General features: G+C 72.5%; 21 protein-coding genes. 15 read left to right on the top strand and 6 right to left on the bottom strand.

The genetic code is table 11. The annotated features are described in order from the left end of the window. Positions 1-287: 287 nt before the first annotated feature. The 10 genes from QA634_RS26325 (at position 288) to QA634_RS26280 (ending at position 9686) form a co-directional block, all read left to right on the top strand. Complete coding sequence (locus tag QA634_RS26325) at positions 288-461, top strand: hypothetical protein (protein WP_283026916.1); 174 nt, start codon at positions 288-290, stop codon at positions 459-461. A 25-nt stretch (positions 462-486) separates the two neighbouring features. Further along, entirely contained in the window at positions 487-684 is a 198-nt protein-coding gene (locus QA634_RS26320; RefSeq protein WP_012334942.1) for a hypothetical protein, read from the top strand. A gap of 61 nt (positions 685-745) precedes the next feature. Continuing rightward, positions 746-1948 carry a CaiB/BaiF CoA transferase family protein gene (locus QA634_RS26315; RefSeq protein ID WP_012334941.1) on the top strand — a complete coding sequence of 401 codons (1203 nt, stop codon included), beginning with the start codon at positions 746-748 and terminating at the stop codon, positions 1946-1948. Positions 1949-1976: 28 nt separating this feature from the next. After that, positions 1977-3131 (top strand): acyl-CoA dehydrogenase family protein, encoded by a 1155-nt coding sequence (locus tag QA634_RS26310; protein WP_012334940.1) that lies wholly within the window; start codon positions 1977-1979, stop codon positions 3129-3131. Beyond that, positions 3131-3970, top strand: a complete 840-nt coding sequence (locus tag QA634_RS26305) for an FAS1-like dehydratase domain-containing protein (protein ID WP_012334939.1) — start codon at positions 3131-3133, stop codon at positions 3968-3970. The genes QA634_RS26310 and QA634_RS26305 overlap by 1 nt, the downstream gene beginning before the upstream one ends. 102 nt (positions 3971-4072) lie before the next feature. Further along, positions 4073-5113, top strand: coding sequence for a TRAP transporter substrate-binding protein (locus tag QA634_RS26300; protein WP_012334938.1), 1041 nt, complete (start codon positions 4073-4075; stop codon positions 5111-5113). Between the two features lie 290 nt (positions 5114-5403). Beyond that, positions 5404-5991: a TRAP transporter small permease gene (locus QA634_RS26295; RefSeq protein WP_012334937.1), complete on the top strand. Its 588-nt coding sequence runs from the start codon at positions 5404-5406 to the stop codon at positions 5989-5991. Beyond that, positions 5988-7313: a TRAP transporter large permease gene (locus QA634_RS26290; RefSeq protein ID WP_012334936.1), complete on the top strand. Its 1326-nt coding sequence runs from the start codon at positions 5988-5990 to the stop codon at positions 7311-7313. Before QA634_RS26295 ends, QA634_RS26290 begins: the two co-directional genes overlap by 4 nt. A 229-nt stretch (positions 7314-7542) precedes the next feature. Further along, positions 7543-8265, top strand: coding sequence for a TadE/TadG family type IV pilus assembly protein (locus tag QA634_RS26285; RefSeq protein ID WP_012334935.1), 723 nt, complete (start codon positions 7543-7545; stop codon positions 8263-8265). Next, positions 8250-9686 carry a pilus assembly protein TadG-related protein gene (locus QA634_RS26280; RefSeq protein ID WP_012334934.1) on the top strand — a complete coding sequence of 479 codons (1437 nt, stop codon included), beginning with the start codon at positions 8250-8252 and terminating at the stop codon, positions 9684-9686. Before QA634_RS26285 ends, QA634_RS26280 begins: the two co-directional genes overlap by 16 nt. A gap of 232 nt (positions 9687-9918) precedes the next feature. Here QA634_RS26280 and QA634_RS26275 read toward each other — a convergent pair whose 3' ends face one another. Continuing rightward, on the bottom strand, positions 9919-10377 hold the full coding sequence (locus QA634_RS26275; RefSeq protein WP_043701614.1) for a hypothetical protein: 459 nt from the start codon (positions 10375-10377) through the stop codon (positions 9919-9921). Positions 10378-10779: 402 nt separating this feature from the next. Here QA634_RS26275 and QA634_RS26270 point away from each other — a divergent pair, with 402 nt between their 5' ends. Continuing rightward, the gene (locus tag QA634_RS26270) at positions 10780-11181 is read left to right on the top strand and encodes a hypothetical protein (RefSeq protein WP_012334933.1); all 402 of its coding nucleotides are present in this window, start codon (positions 10780-10782) and stop codon (positions 11179-11181) included. A 52-nt stretch (positions 11182-11233) separates the two neighbouring features. On the opposite strand, the gene QA634_RS26265 is transcribed toward QA634_RS26270, so the two are convergent. The 4 genes from QA634_RS26265 to QA634_RS26250 form a co-directional block, all read right to left on the bottom strand. Next, complete coding sequence (locus tag QA634_RS26265) at positions 11234-11581, bottom strand: hypothetical protein (protein ID WP_012334932.1); 348 nt, start codon at positions 11579-11581, stop codon at positions 11234-11236. Positions 11582-11708: 127 nt separating this feature from the next. Then, a complete protein-coding gene (locus QA634_RS26260) occupies positions 11709-12593 on the bottom strand; it encodes an HpcH/HpaI aldolase/citrate lyase family protein (RefSeq protein ID WP_012334931.1) in 885 nt (294 codons plus the stop codon). Positions 12594-12722: 129 nt separating this feature from the next. Beyond that, positions 12723-13613: an N-formylglutamate amidohydrolase gene (locus QA634_RS26255; RefSeq protein WP_012334930.1), complete on the bottom strand. Its 891-nt coding sequence runs from the start codon at positions 13611-13613 to the stop codon at positions 12723-12725. 120 nt (positions 13614-13733) lie between these two features. After that, on the bottom strand, positions 13734-14651 hold the full coding sequence (locus QA634_RS26250) for a rhamnosyltransferase (protein WP_012334929.1): 918 nt from the start codon (positions 14649-14651) through the stop codon (positions 13734-13736). Between the two features lie 181 nt (positions 14652-14832). Between QA634_RS26250 and cpdR the strand changes: the two genes are divergently transcribed. From cpdR to QA634_RS26230, 4 genes are all read left to right on the top strand, one after another. Next, positions 14833-15189: a cell cycle two-component system response regulator CpdR gene (gene cpdR / locus QA634_RS26245; protein ID WP_012334928.1), complete on the top strand. Its 357-nt coding sequence runs from the start codon at positions 14833-14835 to the stop codon at positions 15187-15189. Between the two features lie 70 nt (positions 15190-15259). Further along, positions 15260-15517 (top strand): glutaredoxin 3, encoded by a 258-nt coding sequence (grxC, locus tag QA634_RS26240; protein WP_012334927.1) that lies wholly within the window; start codon positions 15260-15262, stop codon positions 15515-15517. Between the two features lie 69 nt (positions 15518-15586). Beyond that, positions 15587-16435, top strand: coding sequence for a carbon-nitrogen hydrolase family protein (locus QA634_RS26235; protein WP_012334926.1), 849 nt, complete (start codon positions 15587-15589; stop codon positions 16433-16435). Positions 16436-16529: 94 nt separating this feature from the next. Further along, on the top strand, positions 16530-17006 hold the full coding sequence (locus QA634_RS26230) for a DUF1178 family protein (RefSeq protein ID WP_012334925.1): 477 nt from the start codon (positions 16530-16532) through the stop codon (positions 17004-17006). Between the two features lie 40 nt (positions 17007-17046). Here QA634_RS26230 and QA634_RS26225 read toward each other — a convergent pair whose 3' ends face one another. Beyond that, positions 17047-17649, bottom strand: a complete 603-nt coding sequence (locus QA634_RS26225; protein ID WP_283026913.1) for a disulfide bond formation protein B — start codon at positions 17647-17649, stop codon at positions 17047-17049. Positions 17650-17672 lie beyond the last annotated feature (23 nt).

Here is a 17672-nt window from a genome sequence, read left to right as displayed (position 1 = left end):
CGGTGCCCGGACCCGCCCCGCCGGACCCTCCTCCATTCGGAGGATGGAATAGCAGTCACATTTCTCTATAACTCCGCACAACACCGATAAAGACCGCCGAGCGATCGCGCCTGCCACTTCGAATCCCAGTTGAACTGATCATTCTCGGGTCGATCTGGTCTCTTTCGCAAGGGTATTGCGCAATAGATCTTGCTTTGCGAGGCAAGATTGCAGGTATCGCGGTCGCTCGACGGTCACCAGGGAGGATTCCAGCGACGCCGCCCCGACCGGGAGGAGACGGGATGTCGATGGATGCGGCCCACGGGCCGAGCGAACCGGACCGCCACCCCGCCCCCGACGCCCTGCGGGGCCTCGCGGCGGCGGGCGCTCCCGGCCGCCTGCCCCGGCCCTGCCACGGCCTCGCGCCCGCCCGCCCCGCCCTGCCGCGGGCCGCCGGCGCGGCCGCCGTCCCCGCCGAGTAGCCCTGTCCCGACCCGGAGACCCGTCATGCCCAACATGATGTTCGTGTTCCGCCTCGGATGGCTCGCCTGCCTGGCGCTGATCGCGCTGGCGATCGGCTTCTCCAGCGCCCGCGGGCTCGGCGCGCCGCATCCCCGCGGCGGCCCCGCCCGGCTCCCGCCCCGGGCGGAGGCGCCCGACCCCTGCGAGATCCTGCCGACCGGCGACATCGCCTCCTGCCGCTGAGGATTGGACAGGCGCCGCGCGCCGTCGCATGGTCCCGCCCCACGACGCGGCGGGAGGCGCGATGACGGAGGACGGAACGGGCGCCCGCCCGCTCACCGGGATCACGGTGCTGGCGCTCGAACAGGCGGTGGCGGCGCCCTACTGCTCGTCGCGGCTGGCGGATGCCGGCGCCCGGGTGATCAAGGTCGAGCGGCCGGAGGGCGACTTCGCCCGCGGCTACGACGACGCCGTGAACGGGCTCTCGACCTACTTCGTCTGGCTCAACCGGGGCAAGGAGAGCCTCGTCGCCGACATCAAGGCCCCGGACGACGCCGCGCTCCTGCACGCCATCCTGGCCGAGGCGGACGTGTTCATCCAGAACCTCGCCCCGGGCGCCGCGGCCCGGGCCGGGTTCGGCGCGGGCGCCCTGCGGGCGCGCCATCCCCGCCTGATCACCCTCGACATCACCGGCTACGGCAGCGGCCACGCCTACGCGCAGATGAAGGCCTACGACCTCCTGGTCCAGGCCGAGAGCGGGCTCGCCGCCATCACGGGCCACCCGGCCGGGCCCGGCCGGGTCGGCGTCTCGGTCTGCGACATCGCCTGCGGCATGGCCGCCCACGCCGCCGTGCTGGAGGCGCTGATCGGCCGCGAGCGCAGCGGGCGCGGCGCGGCGCTCGAAGTGAGCCTGTTCGACGGCATAGCCGACTGGATGAACGTGCCGCTCCTCTACTACGAGGGCACCGGCCGGGCGCCGCAGCGGGTCGGCCTCGCCCATCCGTCGATCTGCCCCTACGGGGCGTTCCGCACCGCCGATGACGGCCTGGTGCTGATCTCGATCCAGAACGAGCGCGAGTGGGCCGCCTTCTGCGCCGGCCTGCTCGGGGAGCCGGACCTGCCGGGCCGGGAGGGCTTCCAGTCGAACACGGTCCGGGTCGCGAACCGGCCGGCGGTGGATGCGAGGGTGGCGCGGGCCTTCGCGGCCCTCACCCGCGACGAGGCGGCGGCGCGGCTGCGCGCGAGCGGCACCGCCTACGGCTTCGTCAACGAACTCGCCGACCTCGTCGCCCACCCGGCCCTGCGGCGCGTCGCGGTCGAGACGCCGGCGGGGACGGCCCTGATCGTGGCGCCCCCGGCGCTGATCGACGGCCGCGCCCGGCCCCTCGGGCCGGTGCCGGCGATCGGCGCCCACGGGGCCGCCATCCGGGCCGCGTTCGGCGCCGCCGCCCGCGGCCGTCCCGGCCCCGGCGCGACCGGGATCGGGCGCCCGGAAACTGGCCCATGAACTGGCCCATCACCCCGCGGGAGTGCCGATGACCGAGGAGACCTATCCGGAGATCCGCGAGGCGGTCGCCAAGCTCTGCGCCCGCTTCCCCGGCGAGTACTGGCGCGCCCTGGACCGGGAGATGGCCTATCCGACCGAGTTCGTGGCCGCGCTGACCGAGGCCGGCTACCTCTCGGTGCTGATCCCCGAGGAGTATGGCGGCGCGGGGCTGCCGCTCTCGGCCGCCGCGGCGGTGCTGGAGGAGATCCAGCGCGCCGGCTGCAACGGCGGCGCCTGCCACGCCCAGATGTACACGATGGGCACGCTGCTGCGGCACGGCTCCGAGGCGCAGAAGCGGCGCACCCTGCCGGGCATCGCCGAGGGCCGCCTGCGGCTGCAGGCCTTCGGCGTCACCGAGCCGACGAGCGGCACCGACACGGCGGCCCTCAAGACCACGGCGCGGCGCGAGGGCGACCACTTCGTCGTCAACGGCCAGAAGATCTGGACGAGCCGGGCCGAGCACTCGGACCTGATGCTGCTCCTTGCCCGCACCGCCCCGGTGCCCGAGGGCGGCAAGCGCACCGAGGGGCTCTCCGTCCTCCTCGTCGACATGCGCGAGGCGCTCGGGCGCGGCCTCACCATCCGGCCCATCCGCACGATGATGAACCACGCCACCACGGAGGTCTTCTTCGACGACCTGCGCGTGCCGGCCGAGAATTTGGTCGGCGAGGAGGGCCGGGGCTTCCGCTACATCCTCTCGGGCATGAACGCGGAGCGGATCCTGATCGCGGCCGAATGCGTCGGCGACGCCAAGTGGTTCATCGCCAAGGCCGGCGCCTACGCGCGGGAGCGGCGGGTGTTCGGCCGGCCGATCGGCCAGAACCAGGGCGTGCAGTTCCCGATCGCCGCCGCCTACGCCCGCATGCGGGCCGCCGAGCTGATGGTGCGCGAGGCCCTGCGGCTCTACGAGGCCGGCGCCAATCCGGGTCCGGAGGCGAACATGGCCAAGATGCTGGCGGCCGACGCCTCCTTCGAGGCCGCGAATGCCTGTATCCAGACCCATGGCGGCTTCGGCTTCGCGGAGGAGTATGACGTCGAGCGCAAGTTCCGCGAGACGCGCCTCTACCAAGTGGCGCCGATCTCCACGAACCTGATCCTGTCCTACCTCGCCGAGCACGTGCTCGGCCTGCCGCGGTCCTACTGATGGACGCCGCCGCCCTCGATCACCTGCGCGGCTGGATCGGCCGCACCCGGGTCGTCGAGGACCTCGTCACGCCCCGCCTCGCGGCGGAGTACCGGGCGACCCTCGCGCCGCACCTCGCCGCGGTGGGGGAGGGGGAGGCACCCCTCGCCCTGCACTGGTGCCTCGCCCCCGAGACGCCGGAGGCCGGCACGCTCGGGCCGGACGGCCACGCCGCCAAGGGCGGCTTCCTGCCCCCGGTGCCGCTGCCGCGCCGGATGTGGGCGGGGGGCGAGGTCGAGACGCTGGCGCCCCTGCGCCTCGGCGACCGCGTGGTCCGCCGCGAGACGGTGGCGGACGTCGCCTTCAAGGAGGGCCGCAGCGGGGGCCTCTGCTTCGTCACCGTGCGGCACGATTACGAGACGCCGAGCGGCGTGGCGATCCGCGAGCGGCAGGACATCGTCTACCGGGAGGCGGCCCGGCCCGGCGAGCCGGCCGCGCCGCCGCCCGCTCCGGCGCTGCCCCCGCCCGACCTCGCCTGGGCGGTCGAGGCCTCGCCGGTGCTGCTGTTCCGCTACTCGGCCATGACCTTCAACGGTCACCGCTTCCACTACGATCACCCCTACGCGACGCGGGTCGAGGGCTATCCGGGCCTCGTCGTGCACGGGCCGCTGCAGGCGAGTCTGCTCCTCAACCTCGCGGCGACGCTGCTCGGGCGGGTGCCGGGCCGCTTCCGCTACCGCGGCGTGGCGCCCCTGATCGCCGGCCGGACCTTCCGGGTGGAGGGGCGCCGCGCGGTGGGGGGCTTCTCCGGCCTCACCGCCGACGCGGACGGCCGCCCCTGCATGGAGGCCTCCGCCTGACGCGGTGGCCTTGAGCGATCGTCGCATTGCGTCGTCGCACCGCCCCTGCCAGGGTCGGGCGCCAGAACAGGCCGGAAATCGGCCGATCGACGAGGAAACGCCATGTCCCGCACCGACGGCCGCCTGCGGCCCCTCTCCCGTCGCGCGCTCTGCGCCGCGGCCGCGCTCGCGCTGCTCGGGGGCCAAACCCTGCTCGGGGGGCAAGCCCTCGCGCAGGGCCCGATCGTCCTCAAGTTCAGCCACGTCACCGCTCCCGACACGCCCAAGGGTCGCGGCGCCGACAAGTTCAAGGAACTGGCCGAGAAATATACCGGCGGAAAGGTCAAGGTCGAAGTCTACCCGAACTCGCAGCTGTTCAAGGACAAGGAGGAGGTCGAGGCGCTGCAGCTCGGCGCCGTGCAGATGCTGGCGCCCTCGCTGGCGAAGTTCGGGCCGCTCGGCGCGAAGGAGTTCGAGGTCTTCGACCTGCCCTACATCCTGCCTGACAAGGCGGCCCTGCGGCGCGTGACCGAGGGGCCGCTCGGCCGGCGCCTGTTCGAGAAGCTCGAGACCAAGGGCATCACCGGCCTCGCCTACTGGGACAACGGCTTCAAGATCATGAGCGCCAACAAGCCGCTGCGGCTCCCCGCGGATTTCCGCGGCCTCAAGATGCGCATCCAGTCCTCCAAGGTGCTGGAGGCGCAGTTCCGCGCGCTCGGGGCGATTCCCCAGGTGATGGCCTTCTCGGAAGTCTATCAGGGCCTGCAGACCGGCGTGGTGGACGGGTCCGAGAACACGCCCTCGAACATGTACACGCAGAAGCACCACGAGGTGCAGAAATACGCGACCCTCTCCGACCACGGCTATATCGGCTACGCGGTGATCACGAACAAGAAATTCTGGGACGGCCTGCCGCCGGAGGTGCGCGGCCAGCTCGAGAAGGCGATGGCGGAGGCGACGGCCTACGCCAACGAGGTCGCGGGCCGGGACAATGCCGATGCCCTGGAGGAGATGCGGAAGTCCGGCAAGATCACCTTCCTGACCCTGACCGACGAGGAGAAGGCGGCCTGGCGCAAGGCCCTCGAGCCGGTCACGGCCGAGATGACCAAGCGCGTCGGCAAGGACGTGATCGAGGAGTTCCAGCGCGAGGCGCGCACGCAGTAGAGCATTGTCCGACGAAGCGGATGCCGGTTCGTCGAAGACGGTGCGCCGAAATCAAAGACCGAGAGCCGCGTCCGATGGCACCGTGATCGGGCGCTGCTCCAGAGCATTTCCCGCTGACGTGGATGCCGGTTCAGCCTAGGAAATGCGGCACACGCCAAGACCTGGAGCGGGCTTCCGGTCTCGCTCCGAGCGAAGCCTGCTCTCGCCGCCCTCCGCGCTCCCTCCCGCGCGGCGCGGGGCCTCTCCTCCGGGGAGGTCCCGCGCCGGACGCCCCGCCCCGGTACCCCCGCATGATCCTGCTGCGCGTCCTCGACCGCCTGGAAGAGATCCTGATCGCGAGCCTGATGGCCGCCGCGACGCTGCTCATCTTCGTCGCCGTCGTCCACCGCTACGCCTCCGGAATCCCGGCCCTGTTCCCGCTCACCTCGGCGATCCACCTCTCCTGGGCGCAGGAACTCTGCATCTACATGTTCGTGTGGATGGCGAAGTTCGGCGCCGCCTACGGCGTGCGCACCGGGATCCACGTCGGGGTCGACGTCCTGGTCAACCGGCTCGCCCCGGGCCTGCGCCACCGGGTGATCCTGTTCGGGCTGCTCTGCGGGGCGCTGTTCACCGCGACCATCGGCACGATGGGCCTGAAATTCGTGCTCGGCCTCGTCGACACCGACCAGACCTCGCCCGATCTCGAGATCCCGAGCTGGATCGTCTACCTCGCCATCCCGCTCGGCTCCTACCTGATGTGCTTCCGCTTCCTGCAGGTGGCGTGGCACTTCGGGCGCACGGGCGAATTGCCCCACCACGATCCGGGGCACGTCGAGGGCGTGGTCGAGAGCCCGCAGGCCGCCCGCGACCTCGCCGCCGAGGAGCGCGCGCGATGAACGCCGCCATCATCTTCGGGCTCCTCGTCGCCCTGATGCTCACCGGCATGCCGATCTCGATCGCGCTCGGCCTCTCGGTGCTCACCTTCCTGTTCGTGATGACGAGCGTGCCGATCGAGGCGGTGGCGCTCAAGCTGTTCACCGGGATCGAGAACTTCGAGATCATGGCGATCCCGTTCTTCATCCTGTCGGGCAACTTCCTCACCCATGGCGGCGTCGCCCGGCGGATGATCAACTTCGCCACCGCGATGGTCGGCCACTGGTACGGGGGGCTCGGCCTCGCGGGCGTGATGGCCTGCGCGCTCTTCGCGGCGATCTCGGGATCGAGCCCCGCGACCGTGGTGGCGATCGGCTCGATCATCCTGCCCGCCATGGTGGCGCAGGGATTCCCCAAGAAGTTCGGCGCGGGCGTGATCACCACCTCGGGGGCGCTCGGCATCCTGATCCCGCCCTCGATCGTCATGGTGATGTACTCGGTGGCGACGAGCGGCGCCGTGGTGTTCGGGCCGGACGGCAACCGGGTCTCCTCGGCCTCGATCTCGACGCTGTTCGTGGCCGGCGTGGTGCCGGGGCTGATGCTGGCGGGCCTGCTCGGCCTCACCACGTGGTACCGCGCCCGCCGGAACGACTACCCGCGCCTGCCCCGCGCCTCCTGGCGCGAGCGCTTCGTGGCCTTCCGCAAGTCCCTCTGGGGGCTGCTGCTCATCGTGCTGGTGCTCGGCGGCATCTACACGGGCGCCTTCACGCCCACCGAGGCGGCGGCGGTCAGCGCCGTCTACGCCTTCGTGATCGCGGTCTTCGTCTACCGCGACCTGACCTGGCGCGACGTGCCGCGGGTGCTGCTCGATTCCGCCAACATGAGCGCGATGCTGCTCTACATCATCACCAACGCGGTGCTGTTCTCGTTCCTGATGACGAGCGAGCAGATCCCGCAGGCCATGGCCGGCTGGATCACCCAGGCCGGCCTCGGCTGGGTGGTGTTCCTGCTCATCGTGAACGTGCTGCTGCTCGTCGCCGGGAACGTGATGGAGCCCTCCTCCATCGTGCTGATCATGGCGCCGATCCTGTTCCCGATCGCCGCCAAGCTCGGCATCGACCCGGTCCATTTCGGCATCCTGATCGTGGTCAACATGGAGGTCGGCATGTGCCACCCGCCGGTGGGGCTGAACCTCTACGTGGCCTCGGGCATCACCAAGATGGGCATCACCGAACTCACCGTCGCGGTCTGGCCCTGGCTGCTGACGATGCTGGTCTTCCTCGTCATCGTCACCTACGTGCCGGCCCTGTCGCTGGGGCTGCCGCGGCTGCTCGGGATGCTGTGATCCGGGATCCGGAATGCGAGCCAGAGCGGACTGGCGCTGCCGGCGCTGGCCCCGGGGTCCGGCCACTACAACCTCGGCGGCAGGGGCGATTATCAGTACCTTCAGGTGATCTACCCGTTCACCCCGATACCGTCCGTGTTCGCCGCGCTGCTGAGCGGGGGCGTTTCCTACAACGGGGCCCCCGCCTCCGCGGCCGTGGCGACGGCCGCGTTCCGCAACGAGCAGTACGATGCGGCGGGGTCGCGCAGGCGCGGGGCGCCCCGGCACCCGCCTCTGGGGCGACGCAGCCGGCGTCGCGGCGATCGAGTTCGCCGCGGCGCTGCCCGTCCTGCTCGTCGTCATGGCGGTCGGGCTGCAGGTCGCGCTCTACGTCAACGCCAAGCGGAGCGTCGAGCGCCTCGCGCGCACGATCAGCCAGATGATCTCGCAGGCGGTGCCGCCCGCCGGCGCCGCCACGGCGACCGTGAACGCGGCGGACATCCGCTTCGGCTTCGACGCGGCCATCGTCCTGTTCCCCTACGTCCTGGCGGACGCCGCGCGGCAGGGCATTCCCTGGCAGAGCAACATCGCGATCAACGCCGCCGGCATCGCCTTCACCAAAGTGGCGTCGGGCTGCAGCGACCCCACCGACCAGAGCGCCTGCTACGTGGCCAACGTGGTCTGGACGAGCAGCGGGACGGGGGGCGCGAGCTACCGGCCCTGCCTGGTGGCGCAGCAGCCCGCCGGCAACGCGGCGCCGCCGAGCCCGACGACCCTGCCGCGCTCCGTCTTCGGCCCGGCCTCGCTGGTCGTCGTCGACGTGGTGTTCACGTTCCGGCCGACCTTCGGGGCGACCTACGTCCCGTCCGCGCGGATCGCCCACTCGGTCTACGTCCAGCCCCGCTACGCCGCGCTGGTGAGCTACGACCCCACCAACACCGACGGGATCGCCGAGACATGTCCCGGCTACTGAGCGCGCTGCGCCGCCTCGGGCGCTGGGCCGCCCGCGCCCGGCGGCCGGACGGCAGCGTCAACATCCTGTTCGCGCTGAGCCTGATCCCCGTGCTGGGCCTCGTCGGCCTCGCCGTCGATTACGGGCTGGCGGCGGCGGACAAGACCACCCTCGACCACGCGGCCGACACGGCCGCCCTCGCGGCCGTGGTCACCGCCAAGAGCTACATCGCCGCCAACCAGGGGCAGGCGAACCTGACCGCCAACGCGATCGCGGCCGGCCTCGCCCAGGCCGCCAACGTCTTCGCGGTGAATGCCGGCAGCGTGCCGTTCGCGCAGGTCACGCTCCAGCCCCCGCAGCTCGTCCGCTCCGGCCAGACCCTGACCGCGACGGTCAGCTACGGCGCGACCATCCAGAACAGCTTCGGCAAGCTGCTCGGCACCCCGACCACGCTGCTCGGCAATTCCGTGACCGCCTCGGCGGATCTGCCGAGCTACCTCGACTTCTACCTGCTCGTGGACGTGTCGGGCTCGATGGGCCTGCCCGCGACGCCGGGCGGCATGACCCAGCTGGCGAGCGTCAACAAGGACATGTGGTCGGACTATCAGCAGGGATGCCAGTTCGCCTGCCACTTCCCGGGCTTCACCGGATGGGGCTTGGCCGCGGGCAAGATCCAGCTGCGCTCGGACGCCGTCAACGCGGCCGTCTGCTCGCTGATCCAGCGCGCCTCCACACCCGCGGTGCCGAACCAGTACCGGGTCGGGATCTACCCGTTCATCAACCAGATGGCGACGCTCGTGGGGATCACCGGCAGCGTCGCCAGCCTCAACGCCGCCGCCCAGTGCGCCCTGTCCTGGCCGCTCGCCTTCACCAACCTGCTCGATACGGGCACGACGCAGCTGTTCGCCTACGGCGATCCGACCACCGGCACCGCCAGCGGCGGCACCCATTTCGAGGTGGTGATGCCGCAGCTGCAGGCGGCCATCAAGGCCTTCGGGGACGGCTCGTCCTCGACCTCGCCGAAGCCCTTCGTGTTCCTGATCACCGACGGCATGCAGAACGGCCAGCACTACGGCGCGCCGGCGAACGGGACATACGCCTATCCGGGCAATCCCTCGTCGTTCTGGGGCTACGCGGATGCCTGGTGGGACGGGTCGCAGCCCTCCCAGATCGACCCGACCGTGTGCGCCGGACTCAAGAGCGCCGGCGCCACCATCTCCATCCTCTCCATTCCGTACAACCTCATCACCTTCGTCAACAACGGGGGCGGCGTCGCCTGGGAGAACAACCGCGTCAGCGGCTTCAGCCCGACGCTGGCGACGCCCCTGAAGGCCTGCGCCTCGCCGGGCTTCTTCGCCACGGCCAACACGCCGGCCGACATCACGGCGTCGCTCAACGCGATGTTCGACCAGGCGCTGCGGGTCGCCCGCCTGACGCGGTGATCCGGCCCGCGCCCCACGGCGCGGTCGGGCGGGGGCGGGCGCAGGCCGCCATGCCGCCGCGCGCGATGCCGGCGAAGCGCGGCACGCCGCGCATCCCCTCGCTCCCGCCGCTCCCGGAGGTGCAAGAACCTCGACCCCGAGGACCGCTTCCTCCCGGCCCGACGCGGCCGCCGGGCGCTGCCGCCACGAAGCTCGCCTCGGCCGCCGAGGCCCCGGCGACGCGCCCTCCCGATTACTGCGTCAGCCGGAACTTGGAGAGCGAGTTGCCGATCGCCTGGAAGGCCGGCTTGAGGTCGTCGGCGGTCAGGACGTTGTAGAAGAAGCGCCCGTCCGTCGCGCAGGATTTCAGCATGTCGGCGTTCCCGTCGATCACCCGCACCGTGTAGACGATGATCCCGGCCGCCTTGGCGGCGCTGCAGGCGGCCAGCGTGCGCGCATCGATGGTGGCGACGTTGGTCGCGGTGGTGGTGCAGCTGGTGACGGGGAAGAAGAAGAACCAGGTCGTGGTGCAGGACTGGCCGCTCTTCTCCCAGCGGTTCTCGGTGTTGAGCCCGTCCGTCAGCACGATCAGGACCTTCTGGACGCGGCTGTCCGTGAGGGAGACGGCGGAGGAGAGCGGACCGGCGGGCGTCAGCGCCTCCATGCCCCAGGCCACCCCGATGCCCACGTTGGTGTTGCCGCCCGCCGTCATGCCGTCGATCGCCGTGTTGAGGGCGGCGTAGTCGGTGGTCAGCGGGACGATCGGCGACAGGGACGACGTCTCATCGCACCCGCCGCGTATTACCCTAAGTCAGACAAGTATATTGTATAACTCAGACGTTAATGATTCAGTTCAACGGCAATCGACCAGGACAGGATCTGGATTAACTAATCATCAGCTATGAAGCATTGATGGATCCCGATCTCCCGCCGGGCGCGAGGGCGGAGGCGCCGGGCGCAAGCGAATCATGGTGAGCGGGGTTCGGCGGCTCCGACGCCTCGTCAAGGGCGCGTTAAGGAAACTTTGCCATCGTTGCCGCCGTGCCCGACCGCCCGATCGGGACGCTCCGGGCTCCCGGCCCCGGCCCGAGCCCCGCTTCCTGACGAGGATCCGATGCCCCTCCTGCGCTTCCGCCCGTCCCCCACCGGCCTGCTCGCCGTGGCCCTCGGCGGCCTCGCCCTGTTCGGCTGGGGGGCCTTCGGGCTCACCGCGTCGCGCCAGCGCGGCCTCGAGGCCCAGCTCGCAGAGGTGCAGGGCGAGCGCGACGCCCTCCAGGCGTGGCAGAGGCAGTTCCGGGACGCCGAGGCGGAGCTGCGCGAGGTGCAGGGCAAGGTCGCCGCCACCCGCGAGGAGATCGCCCAGGTCGCCGCCGCCCGCGACAAGGCCAAGGCGCAGTTCGCGGCGACGCAGCGGGACCTCGCGGCCCTCACCAAGCGCCTGGATCAGGCTCGCGACAAGGTGTCGCAGACGGGGAGCATCCCGGCGGCGGAGCCGGCGAAGAAGCCGAGCCGCTGATCCGGCGCCGCGGCCGGCCGGGGCGGCGCGCCGATGGGGCGCCGCGGGCCGGTCACGCCGGCGCGGCCAGTTCCGCCACGGGACCCTGGAGGGCGGCCTCGGCCGCGCCGCGCGACGCGGCGGAGGCGACGAGGGCGGCCCAGCGCATCGCGACCTCGTGGAAGAGCGTCAGCCGGCCCTCGCTGTCGTAGCGGCGCCAGCCGCAGCGCGGCCCGCCCTCGGCCCCGACCTCGTCGTAGGTCTCGTAGCGCGCCACGAGCCGGTCGTCCCGGTCGTACTCGCAGTGGAACCAGCACTGGCCGTAGACGCGGCCGCCGCGGCTCAGCGCCCCGGCAGATTCGAGCCGGTGATCCGCCGGGATCCGGAAGATGCTCGGGAAATCGGGCAGCCCACGATCCATGGTGATGCGCCCTCCATTGCTGCGGGCCGAGCCCGACCGGCCGAACGCGGCCGGACGAGTTGTGCACCGCAGCAGAACCGAGTCAAGCGGCCGCTCCCGGCGGACTTTGCGCAGCCTCGGGAGCGCCTCAGCGGCCCCGGGACGCGATGGCGTCGGCCCAGGCGACGGCGCGGCGGGCCATGCCGATGTGCTGGCGCTCGAACATGCGGCCGTTGATCTGGATCGCGCCGCGCTTGGCGTTCTCCGGCCGCTCGAAGGCCGCGATCACGCTGCGGGCGATCTCCACCTCGGGGTCGGTCGGCGTGAAGGCGAGGTTGGCCGGCTCGACCTGGTTCGGGTGGATCAGCGTCTTGCCGTCGAAGCCGAGGATGCGGGCCTGGCGGCACTCCTCGCGCAGCCCCTCGACATCCGCGAAGTCGTTGAACACCCCGTCCAGGATCGAGAGGCCTTCGGCGCGGGCGGCGGCGAGGGCCATCATCAGCCAGGGCATCATCGGGGCGCGGCCGGGGACGATCTGGGTCCAGGTGTCCTTGGCGAGGTCGTTGGTGCCGAGCACGAAGCAGGCGAGCCGCGTGCCGGGATTGCGCCGGGCCGCCGCGATCGCCTGGATGTTCAGGATGGCGGCGGGCGTCTCGATCATCGCCCAGACCTTGATGTGGGCCGGCGCGTCGAGGGCTTCGAGCCGGTCGGCGATGCTCTCCAGCACGGCCGGCGAGGACACTTTCGGCATCAGGATGGCGTCGGGGCCCGCCTCGATCGCGGCCTTCAGGTCGGCCTCGCCCCAGGGCGTCTGGGGGGCGTTCACCCGGATGATCAGCTCGCGCTCGCCGTAGGACCGGCCGCGCACGGCGGCGCAGACCTGCTCGCGGGCGACGTCCTTGGCGTCCGGCGCCACCGCGTCCTCCAGGTCGAGGATCAGCGCGTCCGCCGGCAGGGTCCTGGCCTTCTCCAGGGCCCGGGGATTCGAGCCCGGCATGTAGAGCACGCTGCGGCGCAGGCGGAGATCGGTCATGGCGTGAATCCTCCTCGGTTGCGCGCTACCTAGCGGAAAAATTGTGCGCTGCACACCGGCCGCCCTCGCCCGGGCCCCGCCCGGCGGGATCCGTCCCGGCAGCCCTCCGCCGACCGGGTGCGCCCGGCCCTACTCGGCGGCGATCCGGGCGGGCGCGAGGTCGAGGGGGAGCGCCGCGACGCCGCCGAACACGGCGGCGAGGCTGGCCACCAGGGCCTCGAAGCCCGGCCGCGGGGTCAGCGTGCGCTCGTCCATGTAGAGGGCGCGGTTGATCTCGACCTGGAGGGCGTGGCGGCCGAGCGCCGGCTCGCCGTAATGCTCGGTGATGAAGCCGCCCGCGTAGGGCTTGTTGCGCACCACCCGGAAGCCCTGCGCGCGGAAGGCCGCCTCGACGCAATCGGTCAGGACGTGGGCGCAGGCGGTGCCGAAGCGGTCGCCCAGCACCACGTCGACCCGCGGCCCCTCCTCGCGCCCCAGGCTCGTCGAGGGCATCGAGTGGCAGTCGATCAGCACGACGTGGCCGAAGCGGGCCGCCGTGCGGGCGAGGAGGCCGCGCAGGGTGCGGTGATAGGGCTTGTAGAGGGTCTCGATCCGGGCGGTCGCCTCCTCGACCGGCAGGCGGGCGCGGTAGATCTCCTGGCCGTCCGCCACGACCCGCGGCACCGTGCCGAGCCCGCCCGCGACGCGCATCGAGCGCACGTTCGCGAAGGGCGGCAGGCGCCCGTCGAACATGCGCGGGTCGAGCTCGTAGGGCTCGCGGTTCACGTCCAGGTAGGCGCGCGGGAAGCAGGCCCGCATCAGCGGCGCCCCGAGCGCGACCACCGGCGCGAACAGGCGGTCGACGAAGGCGTCCTCCGAGCGGCGCAGCGAGACCGCGTCCAGGCGCGAGGCGGCCAGGAAGGAGGGCGGGTAGACCGCTCCCGAATGCCCCGTGTTGAACACGTAGGACAGGCTGTGCCGCTCCGGCTCGTCGACGACGAAGGGCGGCGCGAAGAGGCTCTCGGGACCCGGGCCGCTCATCCGGCCGCCCGGGCCCGCGCAACGGGGAGGGAAGGGGGGCACAACCTCATCCGGCTAATGTGACGCTCAGGGTCCGGCCTGTCCACTGGTGCGGCGGGCCGCGCGCCGGGTCCGGGGCGCTCAGGGCGCCCGGGGCGGAAACACCCGCTCGGGCGAGCCGAGCCGGTGCCGCAGCCCGTCGAGCAGGCCGCGGGCGACCGCGCGGCGCACCTCCGGCGCGAGGCGGTGATGCGCGAGGTAGATGCCGATCCGGGCAGGCAGCAGCAGCAGGGTCCTGGCCTTGTGGGCGCGCGGCACGTGCGGCAGGCGCAGCATGGCGAGCTGGTTGCGCAGGAAGGTGTAGAGCCGCAGCGGCGGCTGGTCCGTGAGGGTGAGGCCGAGGGGCAGCCGGATCACGCCCCGGCCGAGGGCGTGCTGCATCGGCACGTCGGAGGCCACCCAGACCGAGAAGCCGCCGGCCCGCGCCCGCATGCCCCACTCGACGTCGATCGCGTCGATGAAGAAGTCCGCCCGGAACGGACCGACGGCCCGCGCCGCCGCGCAGGCCACCAGGGAGCCCGACGAGAAGGCGAAGCCGGCCCGCCGCAGCGGCGTGTCGGGGAAGCGCGGATCGGGCGCGGCGGCGGTCCCGAGGGGGCGCCCTCCCGGCGCGACCGGCTGGGCCGCCACGATGGCGGGCCGCTCGCCCGCCTCGGCGAGGCGCCGCCAGCGCGCCGCCAGGGCCGCGACCGCCCCGGGCGCGGGCAGGCTGTCCTGGTCGAGCAGGAAGACGAAGGCGCAGGCCCTCGCCTCGGCCTCGGCGAGGAGCCGGTTATAGGCCGCCCCGACCCCCTCGTTGCCCGCCGGCCGCAGGACCAGGAGGGGCGTGCCGCCCGCCTCCCGGCGCAGGGAGGCCTCCTCCTCCGGGGCCAGGGGGGAGTTCGCCACCACGGCCAGCGCCCCGAGGCCGGGCGCCACGGCCGCGACGAGGCGGCGCAGCTGCGCCGGATCGGGATGGAAGGCCACGATCCCGGCCAGCACCGTCGGCGTCGCGTCCACTGTCCTCTCCGCCCCTCCAGTGGCGCCCGGGGGGCGCGGTCGTGGCGCCCCGGGGGCGCGTCGCGGCGCCCGGGACGCCGCGGGCGGCCTGGCACGGCCGGTCCCGCGCATCAACCCCGTGTTTACCAAGGCGCCTCTTTATGGAAAGAAACCCTCGAATCGGCAGCCGGGACCAAGCTCGATGAAGATCCTCCTCGCGGAAGACGACAACGACATGCGTCGCTTCCTCGCCAAGGCCCTGCAGAATGCCGGGTACGACGTCGCGTCCTTCGACAATGGCCTGTCCGCCTACAACCGGCTGCGCGAGGAGCCGTTCGAACTCCTCCTGACCGACATTGTCATGCCCGAGATGGACGGCATCGAGCTCGCCCGCCGCGCCACGGAACTCGACCCGGACATCAAGGTGATGTTCATCACCGGCTTCGCCGCGGTGGCGCTCAACCCCGATTCCAAGGCGCCCAAGGACGCCAAGGTGCTCTCGAAGCCCTTCCACCTGCGCGAACTCGTCAACGAAGTCGAGAAACTGATGGCCGCCTGAGGCGGGCGGCTTCCGCCGGCGCGGGAAATCTCTATATCCGGCCGCTGAGGAAGAGCCCGAGAGCCGCCGGATGCAGCCCGTCACGATCTACACGACCAGCTGGTGCCCCTACTGCGCGGCGGCGAAGTCCCTCCTGCGCGAGAAGGGCGCCGCCTTCACGGAGATCGACGTGGAGGCGAGGGCCGGGGCGCGGCGCGAGATGATCGACCGGGCCGGCGGGCGCACCAGCGTGCCGCAGATCTTCGTCGGCGCGACCCATGTGGGCGGCTGCGACGACCTCTACGCCCTCGACCGGGCCGGCCGCCTGGAGCCGCTCCTCGCCGGCTGAGCGCGGTTGAGCCGACCGGGCGCGCGGGTCTAGGGTGGGGGCCCGATCCCCCCTCCGCGCGAGCCCCCCATGACCGCTCCCCGCTTCGTCGCCGCCTGCGTCCAGATGCGCTCGGGCCGCGACCCGGCGCGGAACCGCGACGCGGCCGTGGCGGGATTGCGCGAGGCGGCCTCGCGCGGCGCGCACTTCGTCCAGACGCCCGAGATGACCTCGCTGCTGGAGCGCGGCCGCGAGAACCTCTTCGCCAAGATCACGGCGCCCGAGGAGGACGTCACCCTGGCGGCGCTGCGCGAGACGGCGCGGGCGCACGGGATCGTGGTCCAGGTCGGGTCGCTCGCCGTGCGCAGCGGCGACAAGGTGGCCAACCGCGCCTTCCTGATCGGGCCCGAGGGCGAAATCCTGGCGGCCTACGACAAGCTCCACCTCTACGACGTCGACCTGCCGAACGGCGAGAGCTGGCGGGAATCGGCGACCTACACGGGGGGGAGCTGCGCCGTCGTCGCCGACCTGCCCTGGGCGCGGCTCGGCATCGCGATCTGCTACGACCTGCGCTTCCCCGCCCTCTACCGGGCGCTCGCCGAGGCGGGGGCCGAGATCCTGACCGCCCCCGCGGCCTTCACGCGCCAGACCGGCGAGGCGCATTGGCACGTGCTCCAGCGCGCCCGCGCGATCGAGACCGGCTCCTTCATGATCTCGGCCGCCCAGGGCGGACGCCACGAGGACGGCCGCGAGACCTACGGCCACTCGCTCATCGTCGATCCCTGGGGCCGCATCCTGGCGGAGGCCGAGGGGGCGGAGCCGGGCGTGATCCTGGCGGAGATCGACCTCGCCCTGGTGGCGGAGGCCCGCGCCCGCATCCCGGCCCTGCGGCACGCCAAGCCCTTCACGGTCGAGGTCGCGGCGCCGCGCCGCGGTTGACGCGTTGAAAATTCGACCCAGTCTCGCGCGAATGGCCGGCGATTTCCGGGCGCGGCCCCTCGCGCGCGCGGGCCCTCATCCCGATATTGTGGTCATGATCCGTTACGCCCTCTCCTGCGAGACCGGCCACGCCTTCGAGAGCTGGTTCCCCTCCGGCGATTCCTACGACGAGCAGGTCGCCCGCGGCCTCGTGACCTGCCCGGTCTGCGGCAGCCCCAGGGTGGCCAAGCAGCTGATGGCCCCGGCCCTCGGCCGGCGCGGCAACCGCGACGCGGCGGGTGTCCCGGCAGTCCTCCCGGCGGAGCGCGCCCCCGCCGCCCCGGAGCCGGTCCGGCTGACGTCCGAGCCCGAGGCGCAGCTGCGCGCCATGATCCGGGCGCTGCACGAGCACGTCGCCCGCACCTCCGACCATGTCGGGCCCCGCTTCGCCGAGGAGGCGAGGCGGATGCATTACGGCGAGGTCGAGCACCGGGCGATCCACGGCGAGGCGAGCCTCGCCGAGGCCCGCGCCCTCCTGGAGGAGGGCATCGCGGTCCAGCCGCTGCCGCCGCTGCCGGACGAGCGGAACTGAGCCTCATTCGGCCGGCCGGGACCGGCCGGTGCCGAGGCGGTCACCGGTTCGGCGGCGAAGACGATGCAGGAACGGGAATCGGGCGGAGTGGCCCCCCGCGACCCTGCTCAGCCCCTGAGGGGCGCCCCGCCCGCACGGCCCGCAGGGCCGCCGCCCCGGCGAGCGCCGCGAGGCCGACCGAGATCAGGGCGTTCCAGCCCGCGAAGGAGAGGCCGAGGAAGCGCCACGCCGCCTCCGTGCAGCTGACCACCCGGATCCCGTCGAGGCTCTTGAGAAAGTCCTTGACGTCGGCGGGGCCCGGGCCGCTGCCGCCGCCGCAATCGCTCGGACCCGGCCAGAAGCCCCACTCGGCGCCGGCGTGGTAGGCGCCGAGGCCGGCGCTCACCAGGAACAGCAGCGCGAGCCCGCCGAGGAGCCAGCGGGCGAGGCGCGCGGGCACGAGGAGCGCCGCCGCCGCGAGCGGGAGCGCGAGGTAGTAGGGCTGGCGCTCGATCAGGCAGAGCTTGCAGGGCACGTAGCCGAAGCCGTGCTGGAAGAGCAGCGCGCCCCCGACCGCTGCCGCCGCCCCGGCCAGGACGAGGAGCGCCGCCGGCCGCGGTGCGGTGAGCCTCGCGGCGAGCGCCGCCGCGCCGTCCCCGGACATGGATCCTCCTTCGGACATGGATT

The sequence above is a fragment of the Methylobacterium sp. CB376 genome, from assembly GCF_029714205.1.
In the GTDB taxonomy this organism is placed as follows: Bacteria; Pseudomonadota; Alphaproteobacteria; order Rhizobiales; family Beijerinckiaceae; genus Methylobacterium.
Note: the sequence above shows the minus strand (reverse complement) of the source record. Positions and strands in the feature narration are given on the sequence as shown.

Bases quoted from the DNA above. Each gene is read 5' to 3' on its own strand.
- QA634_RS26325 (WP_283026916.1), top strand. From the start codon at position 288: ATGGATGCGGCCCACGGGCCGAGCGAACCGGACCGCCACCCCGCCCCC.
- QA634_RS26320 (WP_012334942.1), top strand. From the start codon at position 487: ATGCCCAACATGATGTTCGTGTTCCGCCTCGGATGGCTCGCCTGCCTG.
- QA634_RS26315 (WP_012334941.1), top strand. From the start codon at position 746: ATGACGGAGGACGGAACGGGCGCCCGCCCGCTCACCGGGATCACGGTG.
- QA634_RS26310 (WP_012334940.1), top strand. From the start codon at position 1,977: ATGACCGAGGAGACCTATCCGGAGATCCGCGAGGCGGTCGCCAAGCTC.
- QA634_RS26305 (WP_012334939.1), top strand. From the start codon at position 3,131: ATGGACGCCGCCGCCCTCGATCACCTGCGCGGCTGGATCGGCCGCACC.
- QA634_RS26300 (WP_012334938.1), top strand. From the start codon at position 4,073: ATGTCCCGCACCGACGGCCGCCTGCGGCCCCTCTCCCGTCGCGCGCTC.
- QA634_RS26295 (WP_012334937.1), top strand. From the start codon at position 5,404: ATGATCCTGCTGCGCGTCCTCGACCGCCTGGAAGAGATCCTGATCGCG.
- QA634_RS26290 (WP_012334936.1), top strand. From the start codon at position 5,988: ATGAACGCCGCCATCATCTTCGGGCTCCTCGTCGCCCTGATGCTCACC.
- QA634_RS26285 (WP_012334935.1), top strand. From the start codon at position 7,543: ATGCGGCGGGGTCGCGCAGGCGCGGGGCGCCCCGGCACCCGCCTCTGG.
- QA634_RS26280 (WP_012334934.1), top strand. From the start codon at position 8,250: ATGTCCCGGCTACTGAGCGCGCTGCGCCGCCTCGGGCGCTGGGCCGCC.
- QA634_RS26275 (WP_043701614.1), bottom strand. From the start codon at position 10,377: ATGACGGCGGGCGGCAACACCAACGTGGGCATCGGGGTGGCCTGGGGC.
- QA634_RS26270 (WP_012334933.1), top strand. From the start codon at position 10,780: ATGCCCCTCCTGCGCTTCCGCCCGTCCCCCACCGGCCTGCTCGCCGTG.
- QA634_RS26265 (WP_012334932.1), bottom strand. From the start codon at position 11,581: ATGGATCGTGGGCTGCCCGATTTCCCGAGCATCTTCCGGATCCCGGCG.
- QA634_RS26260 (WP_012334931.1), bottom strand. From the start codon at position 12,593: ATGACCGATCTCCGCCTGCGCCGCAGCGTGCTCTACATGCCGGGCTCG.
- QA634_RS26255 (WP_012334930.1), bottom strand. From the start codon at position 13,613: ATGAGCGGCCCGGGTCCCGAGAGCCTCTTCGCGCCGCCCTTCGTCGTC.
- cpdR (WP_012334928.1), top strand. From the start codon at position 14,833: ATGAAGATCCTCCTCGCGGAAGACGACAACGACATGCGTCGCTTCCTC.
- grxC (WP_012334927.1), top strand. From the start codon at position 15,260: ATGCAGCCCGTCACGATCTACACGACCAGCTGGTGCCCCTACTGCGCG.
- QA634_RS26235 (WP_012334926.1), top strand. From the start codon at position 15,587: ATGACCGCTCCCCGCTTCGTCGCCGCCTGCGTCCAGATGCGCTCGGGC.
- QA634_RS26230 (WP_012334925.1), top strand. From the start codon at position 16,530: ATGATCCGTTACGCCCTCTCCTGCGAGACCGGCCACGCCTTCGAGAGC.
- QA634_RS26225 (WP_283026913.1), bottom strand. From the start codon at position 17,649: ATGTCCGGGGACGGCGCGGCGGCGCTCGCCGCGAGGCTCACCGCACCG.